Consider the following 15,543-nt stretch of genomic DNA (forward strand, 5'->3'; position numbering starts at 1 on the left):
CAGCCTAATCGCGACCACCGACGCCGACGGCATGGGTGTCGCTCGCACAGGTCAGCCGAGCAGTGCGCCGACCCGGGCACGGATCTGCTCCGCGATCACCGTCGGCGCTGCGGCGGCGTCGAGGACGAGGAACCTCTCGGGCTCGGCCGCCGCGAGGGCCAGGTACGCGTCGCGGACGCGCCCGTGGAACTCCGCCTGTTCTGCTTCCAGCCGGTCGAACGGCTTGTCGGCGGAGTCGAGGCGGGTGCGGGCCGCAGCGGGGTCGAGGTCGAGCAGCACGGTCAGGTCGGGCAGCGCGCCTTCGGCCGCCCAGAGCGAAAGCTCGCGGATCTCGGTCGCATCGAGCACACGGCCGGCACCCTGGTACGCCACGGACGAGTCGAGGTAGCGATCCTGCAGCACGACATCCCCGCGGTCGAGTGCGGGTCGCACGACCGTCGCCACGTGGTGCGCGCGGTCGGCCGCGTAGAGCAACGCCTCGGCGCGCGGCGCGATGTCACCTCGATGATGCAGCACGATGTCGCGGATGAGCTGCCCGACCTCGGAACCACCGGGTTCGCGCGTGCGCACGACAGTGCGCCCGGTGCCTTCGAGCCACTCCGCGAGCAGATTCGACTGCGTGGTCTTGCCAGAGCCGTCTCCGCCTTCGAGCGTGATCCACACCCCGTGACCTGGAGTCACGAGCTCGCCTTCTCCGCTGCCTTCGCGGCGGCGTTCGCCGCACGGGTGGCTGCAGCCTTCTTCGCCGCAGCCGACCGTGCGGCCGACGTCGCCGCCGTGGTCTTCTTCGCGGGGGCCTTCTTCGCGGTCGTCGACTTGGCCGCCGTCTTGGCTGCGGGCTTCTTGGCGGCGGCCTTCTTGGCCGGCGCCTTCTTGGCGGGCGCCTTCTTGGCCGCACCGCGCTTCGGAGCCGGGCCCTTGGCACGCTTGTCGGCGAGCATCTGCACGGCGATCTCGAATGTGATGTCCTCGACCGTCTGGCCGCGCGGAATCGTCACGTTCGTCTCGCCATCGGTCACGTAGGCACCGAACCTGCCGTCGCGGATGCGGATCGGCTTACCGCTGACGGGGTCGGCCTCGAACTCGGCGAGTGCGCTGGATGCACGACGACCGGCACCGTACTTCGGCTGGGAGTAGATCTCCAGCGCCTGCTCGAGCGTGACGTCGAAGATCTGCGATTCGCTCTCGAGCGACCGCGAGTCGGTGCCCTTCTTCAGGTACGGACCGAAGCGGCCGTTCTGGGCCGTGATCTCGTCTCCCGATTCCGGGTCGACGCCCACGACACGCGGCAGGCTCAGGAGCTGCAGCGCGGTGTCGAGCTCGATCGTGTCGACCGACATCGAGCGGAACAGCGATGCGGTGCGCGGCTTCGGGGCCGCCTCCTTCTTCGCTCCGCGCTTCGGCTTCGGGGCCTCGACGACCTCGCCGGTCGTCTCGTCGACCGCTGCGTCCTCGGACACCGGGTCGTTCTCCTGGACATACGGTCCGAACCGGCCGTCCTTGACGACGACGATCTTGCCGTTCTCCGGGTTCTCCCCGAGCACACGGTCGCCCGCGACGGGAGCGTCGATGAGCTCCTGCGCCTTCTCGGCGGTCAGCTCGTCGGGCGCGAGGTCTTCCGGCACATTGACGATGCGAGGCTTGGCGTCGGGGTTCTCCGGGTCGGCGACCTCGAGGTACGGGCCGTACTTGCCGAAGCGCAGCGTGGCAGTGTCCGTGATGCGGGTGGAGTTGAGGGCGCGCGCGTCGATCTCGCCGAGGTTGTCGACGACCTGGCGGAGGCCGACGTGTGAGTCGGAGCCGAAGTAGAACGACTTGAGCCATTCCACGCGGTTCTGCTCGCCGCGGGCGATCGTGTCGAGGTCGTCCTCGAGCGCAGCGGTGAAGTCGTAGTCGACCAGCTCGGCGAAGTGCTCCTCGAGCAGCCGGACCACGCTGAACGCGAGCCACGTCGGCACGAGTGCCTGTCCGCGCTTGACCGCATAACCGCGGTCGAGAATGGTCTCGGGGATCGAGGCGAAGGTCGAGGGACGGCCGATGCCCTTCTCTTCGAGGACCTTCACGAGCGACGCCTCGGTGTAGCGCGGCTTCGGCGTGGTGCGGTGCCCCTTGGCCTCCGCATCCGACACCGCGAGCTGATCTCCGACGGCGACGGCAGGCAGCGACTGATTCTCGGCGGCATCCGCGTCGCCGCGCTTCTCGTCGCGACCCTCTTCGTACGCCTCCAGGAAGCCCTTGAAGGTGTAGACGGTTCCGGAGGCCGTGAACTCGGCCTTCTTCCCCGCGGCGTCGACGGCGATCGTGACCGTGGTGGTCTCGTACTTCGCGTCGGACATCTGGCTGGCGACCGTGCGCTTCCAGATGAGGTCGTAGAGGCGCTGCTCGTCGCGGTCGAGCTCGGACGAGAGAGAGGCGGGCGTGCGGAAGGTGTCTCCCGAGGGACGGATCGCCTCGTGCGCCTCCTGCGCGTTCTTGCTCTTGGACTTGTACACGCGCGGCTTCAACGGCACCGCGGCGTCGCCGTAGAGGGCCACCGCCTGGCTCCGCGCCGCCTGCACCGCCTGGGTGCTCAGCGACGTGGAGTCGGTACGCATATAAGTGATGTAGCCCTTCTCGTACAGCCGCTGGGCCACGCCCATCGCCTGCTTGGCTCCCATCGAGAGCTTGCGTCCCGCCTCCTGCTGCATCGTGGAGGTGGTGAACGGCGCATAAGGGCTGCGTGTGCCCGGCTTGGCTTCGACCTTGGTGACGCTGCCGGCACCGACGGCGTCGACCGCTTCGGCGAGCGCGGCAGCGGTGGCCTCATCGAGGATGACGACGGCCTTCTTGAGCTTTCCGTCGTCGTCGAAGTCGGTGCCGCGGGCGAGCTGGCCGCCGTCGACACGCACGAGGCGGATCTTGAACGACGTGCCGGTCGCGGCTGCCTGAGCGTCGACGTCCCAGTACTCGGCCGAGGTGAACGCCATGCGCTCACGCTCGCGGTCGACGATGAGGCGGGTCGCGGCGGACTGCACGCGTCCGGCCGAGATGCCGGTCTTGACCTTGTACCAGAGGACAGGCGAGACGTCCCAGCCGTACAGGCGGTCGAGGATGCGGCGGGTCTCCTGCGCGTCGACGAGGTCGTGGTCGAGCTCACGCGTGTTTCCGACTGCCGCTTGGATCGCGTCCTTGGTGATCTCGTGGAACACCATGCGCTTGACGGGGACCTTGGGCTTGAGCGTCTCGAGCAGGTGCCAGGCGATCGCCTCGCCTTCGCGGTCCTCATCAGTGGCGAGCAGGAGCTCGTCGGCGCTCTTCAGTGCGCGCTTGAGTTCAGCGACCGTCTTCGTCTTGCGATCGGAGACGACGTAGTACGGGTCGAACCCGTTGTCGATGTCGATGGAGTACTTCCCGTAGGCCTGCTTGTCGGCAGCCGGGATGTCCTTCTTGTCAGCGAGGTCGCGGATATGGCCGACGGAGCTGAGTACCTCATAGCCGTCGCCGAGGTATCCCTGAATAGACCGCATCTTCGTCGGGGACTCGACGATGACGAGCTTCTTGCCTTCAGCCAAGGGTGCGTCCTTTCTTCGAAGCACACCATACACACCACCGTGTGGGGTCGTTCACAGTGAGTGAGGTCGCACGGCCGTCACTGTCCCTCGGGTGGCCCGGCACGGGCTCGGGAGACGGCTGCGAGTCCAGCGTACGCCGCCTGCACCTCCACGGTCGCCACGAAGCCCTCGAGAGAGCAGCCGGTGAGTGCCGCGCCCGCCGCCTCCGCGACCCGCGCGGCGAGCGCACACGGCTCCGCTGCGGTCGGCACGGCACCGCTCGCGGCATCGGCTGCGGCAAGCGCCGCGGCATCGGCCGCCCCGGCCGCGCGCTGCGCCGTCACCGCCGCTCCGCCGACGGCGGCCAGCCCGAGAGACAGTGCAGCGGCGACCACCAGGACCCCCGCGGCCACCGCCGTGCCGGCCATCAGCGGCCTCCGTCGAGCGCGCAGCTCGACGCCCGGAGGGGCAGCCGCACCAGCGCGCCGATCGAGGCCTCGAAGGTTGCCGTGACGCACACGAGGTCACCCGAGTGCGAAGACGAGATCCCTGCGCCGGGGACGGCCGTGCCCACCACGCGCTGGGCGGCGTCCGCCCCCTCGCCGCGGCCGAGGAGACGGGCCGCATCCGCCGATGCGTCCTGCAGCGCCACCTGGCGCGATGCCGCGCCGAGCGCGCCCGCACCGAGCAGGAGCGCCAGCAGCACGGCGGGCAGCCCGAGAGCGAGTTCTGCGGCGACGGAGCCTCGCTCCCCCGCCCCGGCGCGACCGGCGCCGCTCCTCCGGGGGCGCATCACGACACGGTGAGGGCTCGCCGGACGAGATCGGTCAGGATGCCGCGAACCTCGTCGGATCGCATGATGACGACCAGGAGCCCTGCGAACGCCACGGCGGCCATCGTGGTGATCGCGTATTCGGCCGTGGCCGCGCCGGTGTCGTCGCCGAACAGCGCAGCCGCGCGGCGCCGGTCGAGTCGGGGGATGCGGATCATGATGTACCTCTTTCTCTGTGATGCCTTCGCATCGGTTGGTCGGTCTCAGCGGGTCGCTCGGCACGTCGCTCACAGGGGCAGCGGTGTCGAGGCCAGGACGCTGAGCAGCATCGGCGCCACACCGAGCAGGAGGAACGCAGGCAGGGTGCACACACCGAGCGGGATGAGCAGTCGTGTCGAGAGCTTCGCCGCACGCAGGCGGCCGTGCACCCGCGCGGCATGCCGATCCTGCGCTGCGGACGCTCGAAGGAGCTCCACCGCGGGCACGCCGGCTGCTCGGGACAGCTCGAGCACGGATCGGATGCCCTCCTCGGTCCCCCCGCCGGCCGAGCTCTCGGCGACCAGACGGAGGGCGCGGTCGATGGAGGCGCCTCCGGCGAGCGCGACGGCCACCAGTTCGGCTCGCATCCCGGGCGTGCCCGGCTCGGGCGCAGCGCGGCGGAGCAGCCGCCGCGTCCACAGCCGAGCTGCGAGCACGAGGAGAAGGCCCGTGACCACGCAGGCGGCACCGAGCGGATTGCCGACGATGACGCCGACGGTGTCGAAGCCGAGCGCGAACCCGAGAAGAAGTCCCGCGAGCGGCATCCACAGCAGCAGGCGCGCTGTTCCCGCGGGCTCGGCGAGTGCGATGCGCACATCGTCGGCGGCGGACGCGGCGTCGCGCAGAGATTCGGCGATGATCCGGAGCACCTCGGCAAGCGGAGCACCGACCGTGGTGGCGATCTCCCATGCGGCCGCGAGGTCGACCCAGGCCCCACCCTCGGCCTCGATGGCGTCGAGCAGGGGAACGCCTCCCTCCACCCGCTCGGTCACGGCCAGCGCATGCGGGTCGCCGATGTCAGCGAGGTGCCGCCAGGCGACGACCGGCACCGCTCCCGCCTGCAGCAGGACGGCCAGGGTCTGCACCGAGGTCGCGGCATCGCTCGCCCCCGTCTCACTCGCAGGGGGCGCAGGGCGTCGCCGGATCACCACGGCGTGACCTCCTCGATGTCCAACCGGTCGCCCGCCATCACGAGTCGTCCGGCCTGCCGGATCCGACGGACGCCCCCGGGAGCACGGTCGAGATGCAGCACCACCGTGAACGCACTCACCGCCTGCCGCGCGAGGGCGACTGCATCCAACCCGGCCAGCGCACCGAGGGCCTCGAGCCGGGCCGGCACATCGCGGAGCCCGCTGGCGTGCATCGTGCCGGCGCCGCCGTCGTGTCCGGTGTTGAGCGCGGTGAGCAGCTCTCGGACCTCTTCCCCGCGGCATTCGCCCACCACCAGACGGTCCGGCCGCATCCGCAGTGACTCGCGCACCAGCCGAGCCAGCGTGATCCCTCCCGCTCCCTCGACATTCGCCTGACGCGCCTCGAGGGCGACGTGATGCGGGTGGCGCGGACGGAGCTCTGCGACATCTTCGATCGTGACGATGCGCTCGGTCGCCGGGACCTCGGAGAGCAGCGCGGACAGGAGCGTCGTCTTGCCCGTTCCGGTGCCGCCGGTGATGAGGATGTTGGCCCGTTCGGCCACGAGCCCGAGGAGCCAGGCCTGCTGACGTGCGCCGAAGGAGCCGAGCGCAGCGAGCGCCTCGAGGTCGGCCGCCCGCACCCGAGGGATGCGGATCGAGAGCGCGGTGCCCATCGTGGACACCGGAGCGAGGACGGCATGCACGCGGATGCCGGAATCGAGACGGACGTCGACGCACGGGGCCTGGTCGTCGAGATGGCGCCCGCCGAGACCGACGAGGGCGACGGCGAGGTCGCGGACCTCCCGCTCCGACGCCCGCCATCCGCTCACAGGATCGGCGCCGCTGCCTCGGTCGACGAACAGACCCGCCGGGCCGTTGACGAAGACATCGGTGACGGCGTCGTCGATGTGGGCGATGAGCGGACCGAAGGCGGGGTCGAGGCGCAGCGGCTCGGGAGCGGCATCCATCGCGCCCGTCACCGGTGCCGCGCCACGGGGCTGGATGACGAAGGAATCGGGCATACCGCGAAGGTAGGCGGCCGGGACGGCGCGAGCGATCGGATACGCCAACGCGGCTCAGGCACTGTGCAGAAGACTCGTGGTCGTCGGCCGGTGCAGGAGGCGGAGAGGTCCGGGACGCCGCGAACGGGAGCGCTCCCAACGGAATGGGCGGCATCTCACGGGGGGAATGAGATGCCGCCCACGGCGATGCACGATTGGGGGAATCGGGCATGCCAAGGCCGGAATGAGATTTCGGCTGTCGTCGAGTGTACGCAAGGCAACCGTCCTGACAAAACCGGTGCGACTACCGACTTTCGGCAGTATGCGATGTGTGGCCCCGCGGATAGATTCACCCTGACCGCGCCGTCCACCCCCACGGCCAGGTTCGAACGACCCGAATGCCGCAAAGGAGCGCCTGCCGATGAGCAGCCAGATCGACCACCTTCTCGACGAGACCCGGCGGTTCGCACCGTCGGAGGAATTCGTCGCCCAGACCATCTCATCGCCCGAACTCTACGAGCGCGCCGCTGCCGATCGCGAGGCGTTCTGGGGCGAGCAGTCCCGCGACCTGGTGCACTGGCACAAGCCGTTCACGCAGGTTCTCGACTGGACGAACCCGCCGTTCGCGAAGTGGTTCGACGACGGCGAGCTGAACGTGGCGTACAACTGCCTCGACCGGCACGTCGAAGAGGGCAACGGCGACCGGGTCGCTCTGCACTGGGAGGGTGAGCCCGGGGATTCCCGGCGCATCACTTACGCCGAGCTGACCGCAGAGGTCAAGCGGGTCGCCAACGTCCTCGAAGGGCTCGGCATCGGCCAGGGCGACCGCGTCGCGATCTATCTGCCCATGATCCCCGAGGCGATCGCCTCGATGCTCGCCGTCGCCCGCGTCGGTGCGATCCACTCCGTGGTGTTCGGCGGATTCAGCGCCGACAGCCTCCGCTCACGCATCGACGACGCCGGAGCGAAGCTCGTCATCACCGCTGACGGCGGCTACCGCAAGGGCCGGGTGTCCGCTTTGAAGCCGGCGGTGGATCAGGCGCTCGCCGACCGTGGCGAGGGCGAGCAGCAGACCGTCGAGCACGTCCTGGTCGTCCGGCGCGGCGAGAACGAGGTGGACTGGGTCGAGGGACGCGACCTGTGGTGGCACGACGTGGTTCCCGCGGCGTCCGCCGAGCACACGGCCCAGGCCTTCCCCGCGGAGAACCCGCTGTTCATCCTCTACACGTCGGGCACCACCGGGAAGCCCAAGGGCATCCTGCACACCTCGGGCGGTTACCTCACCCAGGTCGCGTACTCGCACAAGTACGTGTTCGACCTGCATCCGGAGACCGACGTCTTCTGGTGCACGGCCGACATCGGATGGATCACCGGACACAGCTACGTCACCTACGGTCCGCTCGCGAACGGCGCGACCCAGGTGCTCTACGAAGGCACGCCGGACGCCCCGCACCCCGGCCGCTGGTGGGAGATCATCGAGAAGTACAAGGTCTCGATCTTCTACACCGCGCCGACGGCGATCCGTTCGTTCATGAAGATCGGCCGCAGCGTGCCGAAGAAGTTCGACCTGTCGTCGCTGCGACTGCTCGGTTCGGTGGGTGAGCCCATCAACCCCGAGGCGTGGATGTGGTACCGCGAGGTCATCGGTGCCGGCAAGACGCCGATCGTCGACACGTGGTGGCAGACCGAGACCGGAGCGATCATGGTCTCGGCCCTCCCCGGCGTCACCGAGACCAAGCCCGGATCCGCGCAGGTTCCGCTTCCGGGGATCTCGATCGATGTCGTCGACGAGCAGGGTGTCGAGGTCGGCAACGGCAACGGCGGACTCCTCGTGATCACCGAGCCCTGGCCGAGCATGCTGCGCGGCATCTGGGGCGACCCGGAGCGTTACCGCGAGACGTACTGGGAGAAGTTCGAGGACCAGGGTTACTACTTCGCGGGTGATGGAGCCCGACTCGACGAGGACGGCGACCTGTGGCTGCTCGGCCGCGTCGACGACGTCATGAACGTCTCGGGGCACCGTCTCTCCACGGCGGAGATCGAGTCGTCGCTGGTCGCGCACGAGGCGACCGCCGAAGCCGCCGTGGTCGGCGCGTCGGACGAGACGACCGGACAGGCGGTGGTGGCCTTCGTCATCATCAAGGAGAGTTACCTCGCCGAGCATGAGCCCGCGGGCCTCGCCCAGCTGCTGCGCCTGTGGGTCGGAGAGCAGATCGGGGCGATCGCCCGCCCGCGCGACGTGTACATCGTGGGCGAGCTGCCGAAGACCCGCTCCGGCAAGATCATGCGACGTCTCCTGCGTGACGTCGCCGAAGGCCGCGAGGTCGGGGACACGACGACGCTGGCCGACACCGCGGTGATGAGCATCATCTCGGCGCAGGTCAAGTAGGACTCCCCCATAGACGAAGAACGCGCCTTCCCGATCCGGGGAGGCGCGTTCTTCGTGTGCGGCACGGACGTGCCGGATGGCCGAATGCTCAGGCGAGGATGAAGGTCACTTCGACCTCGACCGGGCTGCCGAGGGGAAGCTCCGCCACACCCACGGCCGCACGCGCATGACGCCCGGCGTCGCCGAAGATCTCGCCGAGGACCTCGCTGGCGCCGTTGATGACGCCCGGCTGCCCCGTGAAGTCTGCGGCGGAGGCGACGAAGCCGCCCACGCGGAGCACTCCGCCGATGCGGTCGACGCCGCCCGCGGCATCCGCTGCCGCGGCAAGGGCGTTCAACGCACAGGTGCGCGCATACGCCTTCGCGTCTTCCGCCGAGACCTCGGCGCCGACCTTGCCGAGGGCAGGGAGCGCACCGGAGACGAACGGGAGCTGGCCCGAGGTGTAGACGAGACCGTCGTGCACGACCGCCGGGACGTAGGCGGCGACGGGAGCGGCGACCGCGGGCAGCTCGATGCCGAGTTCGGCGAGGCGGGCGGAGACGCTCATGCCTGGCCTCCCTCGAACTGACGGGCGGCCTGCTCCGCCGCGGCCAGACCGGCGTTGGCGGAGGCATCCGCGTTCACCGGACGCTTCAGGTAGGCGACGAGACCGCCTTCGGGACCCTGCACGACCTGCACGAGCTCCCAGCCCTGCTTGCCCCAGTTGTTGAGGATGGCTGCCGTGTTGTGGATCAGCAGCGGCGTGGTGAGGTACTCCCACGTGGTCATGGCACTCCTGTCGATCGGGGCGCGACACCGTGATTGCGGGCCGGCTCGTCAAAGGTGGTATTCAGGGAACTCCCCTACGATCAAGCGTATGCCCCAAAAGAATCGCACGGTGAGAGGCGTGCTCGGCGGTCTCGTCGGGCTCGTCGGCTTGAGCGCCGTCGCCGGCCTCCTGGTCGCTGCCAGCGTCACGCCCGTCCTCACCATGACCGGTCTCGCCGGCGCCCAGGCACTGACTCTCTTCGACCAGCTCCCCGAGAACCTCAACCCGGGTACACCGATGGAGCAGTCGACGATCTACGCCACGGACCCCGACGGCAAGCCGGTCGAACTGGCCTCTTTCTACGAGCAGAACCGCATCCCGGTCACGTACGAGCAGGTGGCCCCCGTGCTGTACGACGCCATCCTCTCCAGTGAGGACAAGAGCTTCTACAGCCACGGCGGCGTCAACCTCGGCGCGACCGTGAAGGCGCTCGTCGACAACGTGCGCGGCACCTCCAGCCGAGGCGCTTCCACGATCAGCCAGCAGTACGTGAAGAACGTGCTGATCCAGGAGTGCGAGCAAGACGTCAACCGCGCCTCCGAGACCTACACGGACGACCTGCGCAAGTGCTTCGAAGACGCGACCAACGCCAGCGGTAACGAGGGCATCGAACGCAAGCTGCAGGAGATGCGCTACGCGATCCAGGTCGAGAAGGACTTCTCCAAGAACGACATCCTGCTCGGATACCTGAACATCGCGAACTTCGGCGGCACGGTGTACGGCATCGAAGCCGCATCGAAGTACTACTTCAGCACGAGTGCCGCGAAGCTCACGGTCGCGCAGGCGGCGACCTTGGCCGGCATCGTGCAGAACCCCAACACGTACCGCATCGACATGCCGCAGGGCACCACGACGAACGAGGCCGGTGAGGCGCTGAACACCGCCGACAGCGGCTACTCGCTCACAAAGGACCGTCGCCATTACGTGCTGGGCCGCATGCTCGCCGACGGCAAGATCACCCAGGCGCAGTACGACGAGGCGGATGCCTCCGAGATCACACCGACGCTGAAGCAGCCCACGCAGGGCTGTGCGGCGGCCGGCGTCAACGCCTACTTCTGCCAGTATGTGCGGTCGATCGTGCTCGACGACGAAGCATTCGGTAAGACTCCCCAGGACCGCGCCGACCTGCTCCGTCGCGGCGGCCTGAAGATCTACACCTCGCTGGACTACAACATTCAGAATCCGGCCGCACAGGCGATGCGCGACATCGTCCCGGCGAACTACGACAACGACTACTTCGGCGCTGCCGGCGTCTCGATCGAGGTCGGCACCGGTCGCATCCTGTCGATCACGCAGAACACGCAGTTCGACGAGACCACCACCGACGATCTCGGGAAGACCTCGCTCGTCTTCGCCGGCGACCAGAAGCACGGCAACTCCGGCGGTTTCCAGGTCGGCTCGGTGTACAAGCTGTTCACGCTGATCGACTGGCTCGAGAAGGGGCACTCCGTCAACGAGGTGCTCAACGGGCGTGTGCAGACGAACTTGAAGATCCCCGTCTGCGAGAGCCCGCAGACCGCGAACACCAAGGAGATCGGCAACTTCGGCGGCGGCGGCGGCTACACCGCGAGCGTCATGGACTTCACGCGACAGTCACTGAACAGCGGCTACTTCGCGATGGCCTCGAAGCTCGACATCTGCGAGATCAACCAGGTTGCCGATCGGATGGGTGTCACTCTCGCCAGCGGCAAGAAGGTCACCGACGAGAACGTCCCCTACGACGTGCTCGGCCCGAAGAACATCTCCCCCATCGCCATGGCGAACGCCTACGCCACGGTCGCGAGCGGCGGCAAGTACTGCACCCCGCGAGCGATCGACCGCGTGGTCGGCCCCGACGGCGAGGAGCGCGAGCTCCCGGCCGCATCGTGCACCGACGGCGTGATCTCGCCTGAGGTCGCCGCAACCGCCGCTTACGCGCTCAAGGGCGTCATGGACGGCGGAACCGGTCGCGACGCGAATCCCTATGACGGGACCCCGCTGATCGGCAAGACCGGAACGCACGACCGCTGGTCCACCATGATGATCGAGTCCAGCACCGAGGTCGCCACGGCGGTCTGGGCGGGACGCTGGAAGGGGCAGTCGGACATCTACCAGAAGTGGGCAGGGAACTACCAGCTCAACGGGATGCGCTACCCGCTGGCCAAGGCCGCGCAGGCAGCCGCCAACGCGACGTACGGGGGGAAGGACTTCCCGCGTCCGGATGACAAGCTCACCCGACGGGTGATGACCGAGGTCCCGAACGTCGTCGGCATGACCGTCGAAGAGGCGGAGTCGACTCTCAAGAGCCGGGGCTTCGGCGTGTCCGTCGGTGCCGCCGTCGACAGCGACAAGCCCACGAACGTCGTCGTCGCGCAGGACCCGCAGGGACAGACCGCAGGCGGGTCGACCATCACGATCTCGCCCAGCAACGGCCAGGGCACCACCGTTCCCGCCGGCCTGGTCGGTATGTCTCGATCCGATGCGTCGGCAGCGCTCACCGCTGCGGGATTCACGTCGATCGCCATCGACAACTCGTGCAACCCGCCGACCGCGGTGGTGTCCGCCACGGACCCGGCACCAGGCACGGCGACCAGCAAGTCCACCGCCGTCACCGTGACGTGCAAGTGACCGCTCGCGGCGCTGCGCACCCGGCCCTCATCGCGCTCGGCGCGGTGGGGGCCGTCGGTGCCGCCGCAGCGGTCTGGGGCATCGGCATCGAGCGCTACCTGTTCACGGTGCGCGAGGCGACCGCATCCGCGCTCCCTCCCGGTTCGGCCCCCTTGCGTATCCTGCACGTGTCGGACGCGCACATGGCGCCCTGGCAGCACCGCAAGCAGGACTGGCTGGCCTCGCTCGCCGAACTGGAGCCGGACCTCGTCGTCAACACCGGCGACAACCTCGGGCACGCGAACGGCTTGGAAGGCATCCGCCGCGCGTTCGACCCGCTCGCGGGCATCCCCGGGGTGTTCGTGCACGGATCGAACGACGTGACCGCTCCGTCTCCCCGCAACCCTCTGCGCTACTTCCTCGGGCCGTCCAAGAAGCAGCCTGAGCCGGAGCACCTCGACACCGCGGCGATGGACCGGTACTTCACGGACGAGCTCGGGTGGACCGACCTGAACAACGCCGCGGCGCGTCTCACCCTCGCCGGCACAGCGGTCGACCTCTTCGGCGTGAACGACGCCCACCGCGACTGGGACCGCCTCGACGTGCTGCCGGACGCCATCGGCGCGCTCGGTCCGCGTGACGCCGGCACACCGATGCTGGGCGTCACCCACGCGCCCTACCAGCGCGTACTCAACGGATTCATCGACCTCGGCGCCGACGCGATCCTCGGCGGTCACACGCACGGCGGCCAGGTGTGCCTCCCCGGCTACGGCGCCCTCGTGGCCAACTGCGACATCCCCCTCAAGCAGGCCAAGGGACTGAGCACGTGGACGCACGAGGGCCGCACGGTGCCGCTCAATGTCAGCGCCGGGTGCGGACACTCGATCTACGCACCGGTCCGCTTCGCCTGCCGCCCCGAGGCGACGCTGCTCACGCTCACCGCGCGGGACTGATCGCCGGCTCGATTCGGCGCACGGAGCATTTCCCTGTAGACTCGGAGGGTTGCAAACGGGGTGTGGCGCAGCTTGGTAGCGCGCTTCGTTCGGGACGAAGAGGTCGCAGGTTCAAATCCTGTCACCCCGACCAGTGACACCGGAAGGCCGCCCCCACAGGGGCGGCCTTCTCTGTATGGGGAACACGCAGAAGGGGAAGGGAAAGCATGGGATCTCTGCTTCCGCCCCCGCGCCGGTTCACCCGCGTGTGGGCTCTCGCTCTCGGCATCCCGTTCCTCATCGGCCTTGCGGCTCTCACCCTCACACCGTCTCGGGTCGAGCAGGTCATGCCCAATCTCCTCGATCTGACCCTCCACGCCGCGCACCGCCTCGGCTGGGATTCGCTCGACTTCACTCGACTCGAGATCATCGCGAACATCCTGGTGTTCGTGCCCGTCGGCATCCTCGCCTTCGTCCTGCTCCCCCGCCGGGTGTGGCCGCTCGCCCTGCTGGTCGGGCCGCTGCTGTCGCTCGGGATCGAGACCGCGCAGCGCGTGGCGCTCCCGCACCGGGCGGCGACCGTGACCGACGTCGTGGCGAACTCGACCGGCGCGCTCGTCGGCGTCGTGTTCGCCATCCTCTGCACACTGCTGCTTGCTTCACGACCCTCCCAGCGGCCACCTTCTAGGCTGGAGACATCATGACCGCGCCCGCACTCGTCGCCTTCGATCTCGATGACACGCTCGCCCCTTCCAAGGGGCTGATCGACCCGCGCATCGCCGCGCTGCTGCGCAGCCTGCTGCGTTCGGTCGACGTCGCCATCATCTCCGGCGGTAACGAGGCGCAGTTCCGCAGTCAGGTGCTCTCGCGCCTCGGCGATGCGGATGCCGCCGACCTCGCCCGCCTGCACCTGCTGCCGACATGCGGTACGCGCTACCTCCGCCACGACGGGACCGACTTCACACCGGTGTATGCGCACGACCTCAGCGACGAGGACAAGCAGGCCGCGTTGACGGCGCTGCGCGAAGAGGCCGAGCACCTGGGGCTGTGGGAGGCCGAGCCCTGGGGCGAGATCCTCGAGGACCGCGGCTCGCAGATCACTTTCTCCGCACTGGGGCAGCGCGCGCCGCGCGAGGCGAAGCACGACTGGGATCCCACGGGAACCAAGCGCGCGGCTCTTCGTGCCGCGGTCGCCGCCCGCCTTCCCGGACTCGAGGTCCGCTCCGGCGGATCGACATCCATCGACATCACCCAGGCCGGCATCGACAAGGCCTTCGGGATGCGGCAGCTCGCCGAGCACACCGGCATCCCTCTCACCGAGATGCTGTTCTACGGCGACCGCCTCGACGAGGGCGGGAACGACTACCCGGTCCTGGCCATCGGAGTGCCGTCCGTGGCCGTCGACGGCTGGGAAGACACTGCGGACAAGCTCGACGGCCTCCTGCGGACGCTCTGACCTCGGGGGCGTCCTGCGACGTTCTGCCGCCCCCTGGTCCTAACATGGCGTCATGGATGCCCTGCTGATCGTCGTCATCACCGCCGCGGTCGCCAGCGCCGTGTGCTGGATCCTCTCCCTGATCACACGCGACACCTCGTGGGTCGACCGGGCATGGTCGATCGTTCCCGTGGTCTACGTGTGGATCTTCGTGGCCGGCGCCTTCGCGCACGGCGACGGCTCCGTGCGTGTCGTACTCATGGGGGTGCTCGCGACCGCCTGGGGAGCACGCTTGACCTTCAACTTCGCGCGCAAGGGCGGCTACACGGGCGTGGAGGACTACCGGTGGGCGATCCTGCGCGGGCGCATGCGCCCGTGGCAGTTCCAGGTCTTCAACGTGCTGTTCATCATCGGCTACCAGATGACGCTGCTCGTGCTCATCACGCTGCCCGCCCTGGTCGCGGCCGAGCATCCCGCAGCCCTCACCGGGTGGGATGCACTGTTCGTCGCTGCGTTCCTCGGGTTCCTCATCGGCGAGACCGTGGCCGATCAGCAGCAGTGGCGCTTCCACCAGCGCAAGAAAGAGGCAGGGGGCACGCTCGCCCCGGGGTTCCTGACGACGGGGCTGTTCCGCTTCAGCCGCCACCCGAACTTCTTCTTCGAGCAGGCGCAGTGGTGGGCGTTCTACGCGCTCGGGGCGACGGCGGCGGTCGCCGGCGGTGCGGGCTTCGTCGGCGGGGCGCTCAACCCGACCATCGTCGGTCCCGCCCTGCTGACGGTGCTGTTCATCGGGTCGACCATCTTCACGGAGTCGATCACCGCATCCAAGTACCCGGCCTACGCGGAGTACAAGCGCTCGACCTCGATGCTCATCCCGTGGCCGCCGCGTGCGCGCGCCGTGGTCCCGCAGTCCTGAGACGG

15 protein-coding genes and 1 tRNA gene are annotated in these 15,543 nt (G+C 69.0%); 7 read left to right on the forward strand and 9 right to left on the reverse strand.

Annotated features, from left to right (window positions below; genetic code table 11):
* Positions 1-51: 51 nt before the first annotated feature.
* From tmk to CQ034_RS12995, 7 genes are all read right to left on the reverse strand, one after another.
* Positions 52-681 carry a dTMP kinase gene (tmk, locus tag CQ034_RS12965; protein WP_105711355.1) on the reverse strand — a complete coding sequence of 210 codons (630 nt, stop codon included), beginning with the start codon at positions 679-681 and terminating at the stop codon, positions 52-54.
* Positions 678-3,551 (reverse strand): type I DNA topoisomerase, encoded by a 2,874-nt coding sequence (gene topA, locus CQ034_RS12970; protein ID WP_105711356.1) that lies wholly within the window; start codon positions 3,549-3,551, stop codon positions 678-680. Before topA ends, tmk begins: the two co-directional genes overlap by 4 nt.
* A 77-nt stretch (positions 3,552-3,628) precedes the next feature.
* On the reverse strand, positions 3,629-3,958 hold the full coding sequence (locus tag CQ034_RS12975; RefSeq protein WP_105711357.1) for a helicase: 330 nt from the start codon (positions 3,956-3,958) through the stop codon (positions 3,629-3,631).
* Positions 3,958-4,323: a TadE family type IV pilus minor pilin gene (locus CQ034_RS12980; RefSeq protein ID WP_258134199.1), complete on the reverse strand. Its 366-nt coding sequence runs from the start codon at positions 4,321-4,323 to the stop codon at positions 3,958-3,960. Before CQ034_RS12980 ends, CQ034_RS12975 begins: the two co-directional genes overlap by 1 nt.
* The gene (locus CQ034_RS12985; protein ID WP_029261056.1) at positions 4,323-4,520 is read right to left on the reverse strand and encodes a DUF4244 domain-containing protein; all 198 of its coding nucleotides are present in this window, start codon (positions 4,518-4,520) and stop codon (positions 4,323-4,325) included. The genes CQ034_RS12980 and CQ034_RS12985 overlap by 1 nt, the downstream gene beginning before the upstream one ends.
* Before the next feature lie 69 nt (positions 4,521-4,589).
* A complete protein-coding gene (locus CQ034_RS12990; protein WP_181156313.1) occupies positions 4,590-5,492 on the reverse strand; it encodes a type II secretion system F family protein in 903 nt (300 codons plus the stop codon).
* Positions 5,486-6,493, reverse strand: a complete 1,008-nt coding sequence (locus CQ034_RS12995; RefSeq protein ID WP_181156314.1) for a TadA family conjugal transfer-associated ATPase — start codon at positions 6,491-6,493, stop codon at positions 5,486-5,488. The genes CQ034_RS12990 and CQ034_RS12995 overlap by 7 nt, the downstream gene beginning before the upstream one ends.
* 400 nt (positions 6,494-6,893) lie before the next feature.
* Between CQ034_RS12995 and acs the strand changes: the two genes are divergently transcribed.
* Positions 6,894-8,861: an acetate--CoA ligase gene (gene acs, locus CQ034_RS13000; RefSeq protein ID WP_029261053.1), complete on the forward strand. Its 1,968-nt coding sequence runs from the start codon at positions 6,894-6,896 to the stop codon at positions 8,859-8,861.
* 88 nt (positions 8,862-8,949) lie between these two features.
* Here acs and CQ034_RS13005 read toward each other — a convergent pair whose 3' ends face one another.
* On the reverse strand, positions 8,950-9,408 hold the full coding sequence (locus CQ034_RS13005) for a RidA family protein (protein WP_029261052.1): 459 nt from the start codon (positions 9,406-9,408) through the stop codon (positions 8,950-8,952).
* Positions 9,405-9,629 carry a hypothetical protein gene (locus CQ034_RS13010; protein ID WP_029261050.1) on the reverse strand — a complete coding sequence of 75 codons (225 nt, stop codon included), beginning with the start codon at positions 9,627-9,629 and terminating at the stop codon, positions 9,405-9,407. The genes CQ034_RS13005 and CQ034_RS13010 overlap by 4 nt, the downstream gene beginning before the upstream one ends.
* An 88-nt stretch (positions 9,630-9,717) precedes the next feature.
* On the opposite strand from CQ034_RS13010, the gene CQ034_RS13015 reads away from it, so the two are divergent.
* The 6 genes from CQ034_RS13015 (at position 9,718) to CQ034_RS13040 (ending at position 15,538) form a co-directional block, all read left to right on the forward strand.
* Positions 9,718-12,276, forward strand: coding sequence for a penicillin-binding protein (locus CQ034_RS13015; RefSeq protein WP_105711358.1), 2,559 nt, complete (start codon positions 9,718-9,720; stop codon positions 12,274-12,276).
* The gene (locus CQ034_RS13020; protein ID WP_105711359.1) at positions 12,273-13,208 is read left to right on the forward strand and encodes a metallophosphoesterase; all 936 of its coding nucleotides are present in this window, start codon (positions 12,273-12,275) and stop codon (positions 13,206-13,208) included. The genes CQ034_RS13015 and CQ034_RS13020 overlap by 4 nt, the downstream gene beginning before the upstream one ends.
* A gap of 56 nt (positions 13,209-13,264) precedes the next feature.
* Positions 13,265-13,341: transfer RNA gene (locus CQ034_RS13025), tRNA-Pro, on the forward strand.
* Positions 13,342-13,414: 73 nt separating this feature from the next.
* A complete protein-coding gene (locus CQ034_RS13030) occupies positions 13,415-13,891 on the forward strand; it encodes a VanZ family protein (protein ID WP_105711360.1) in 477 nt (158 codons plus the stop codon).
* A complete protein-coding gene (locus tag CQ034_RS13035) occupies positions 13,888-14,643 on the forward strand; it encodes an HAD-IIB family hydrolase (protein ID WP_105711361.1) in 756 nt (251 codons plus the stop codon). Before CQ034_RS13030 ends, CQ034_RS13035 begins: the two co-directional genes overlap by 4 nt.
* Positions 14,644-14,695: 52 nt before the next feature.
* Positions 14,696-15,538, forward strand: a complete 843-nt coding sequence (locus CQ034_RS13040; protein ID WP_105711362.1) for a DUF1295 domain-containing protein — start codon at positions 14,696-14,698, stop codon at positions 15,536-15,538.
* Positions 15,539-15,543: the final 5 nt, after the last annotated feature.

This window comes from Microbacterium sp. MYb45 (genome assembly GCF_002979655.1).
GTDB lineage: Bacteria > Actinomycetota > Actinomycetes > Actinomycetales > Microbacteriaceae > Microbacterium.

Excerpts from the sequence above, each read along its gene's own strand:
- acs (WP_029261053.1), top strand. The coding sequence starts at position 6,894 with ATGAGCAGCCAGATCGACCACCTTCTCGACGAGACCCGGCGGTTCGCA.
- CQ034_RS12985 (WP_029261056.1), bottom strand. The coding sequence starts at position 4,520 with ATGATCCGCATCCCCCGACTCGACCGGCGCCGCGCGGCTGCGCTGTTC.
- CQ034_RS13035 (WP_105711361.1), top strand. The coding sequence starts at position 13,888 with ATGACCGCGCCCGCACTCGTCGCCTTCGATCTCGATGACACGCTCGCC.
- CQ034_RS12995 (WP_181156314.1), bottom strand. The coding sequence starts at position 6,493 with ATGCCCGATTCCTTCGTCATCCAGCCCCGTGGCGCGGCACCGGTGACG.
- CQ034_RS13015 (WP_105711358.1), top strand. The coding sequence starts at position 9,718 with ATGCCCCAAAAGAATCGCACGGTGAGAGGCGTGCTCGGCGGTCTCGTC.
- CQ034_RS13030 (WP_105711360.1), top strand. The coding sequence starts at position 13,415 with ATGGGATCTCTGCTTCCGCCCCCGCGCCGGTTCACCCGCGTGTGGGCT.
- CQ034_RS13010 (WP_029261050.1), bottom strand. The coding sequence starts at position 9,629 with ATGACCACGTGGGAGTACCTCACCACGCCGCTGCTGATCCACAACACG.
- CQ034_RS12980 (WP_258134199.1), bottom strand. The coding sequence starts at position 4,323 with ATGCGCCCCCGGAGGAGCGGCGCCGGTCGCGCCGGGGCGGGGGAGCGA.
- CQ034_RS13005 (WP_029261052.1), bottom strand. The coding sequence starts at position 9,408 with ATGAGCGTCTCCGCCCGCCTCGCCGAACTCGGCATCGAGCTGCCCGCG.
- CQ034_RS12975 (WP_105711357.1), bottom strand. The coding sequence starts at position 3,958 with ATGGCCGGCACGGCGGTGGCCGCGGGGGTCCTGGTGGTCGCCGCTGCA.
- CQ034_RS13040 (WP_105711362.1), top strand. The coding sequence starts at position 14,696 with ATGGATGCCCTGCTGATCGTCGTCATCACCGCCGCGGTCGCCAGCGCC.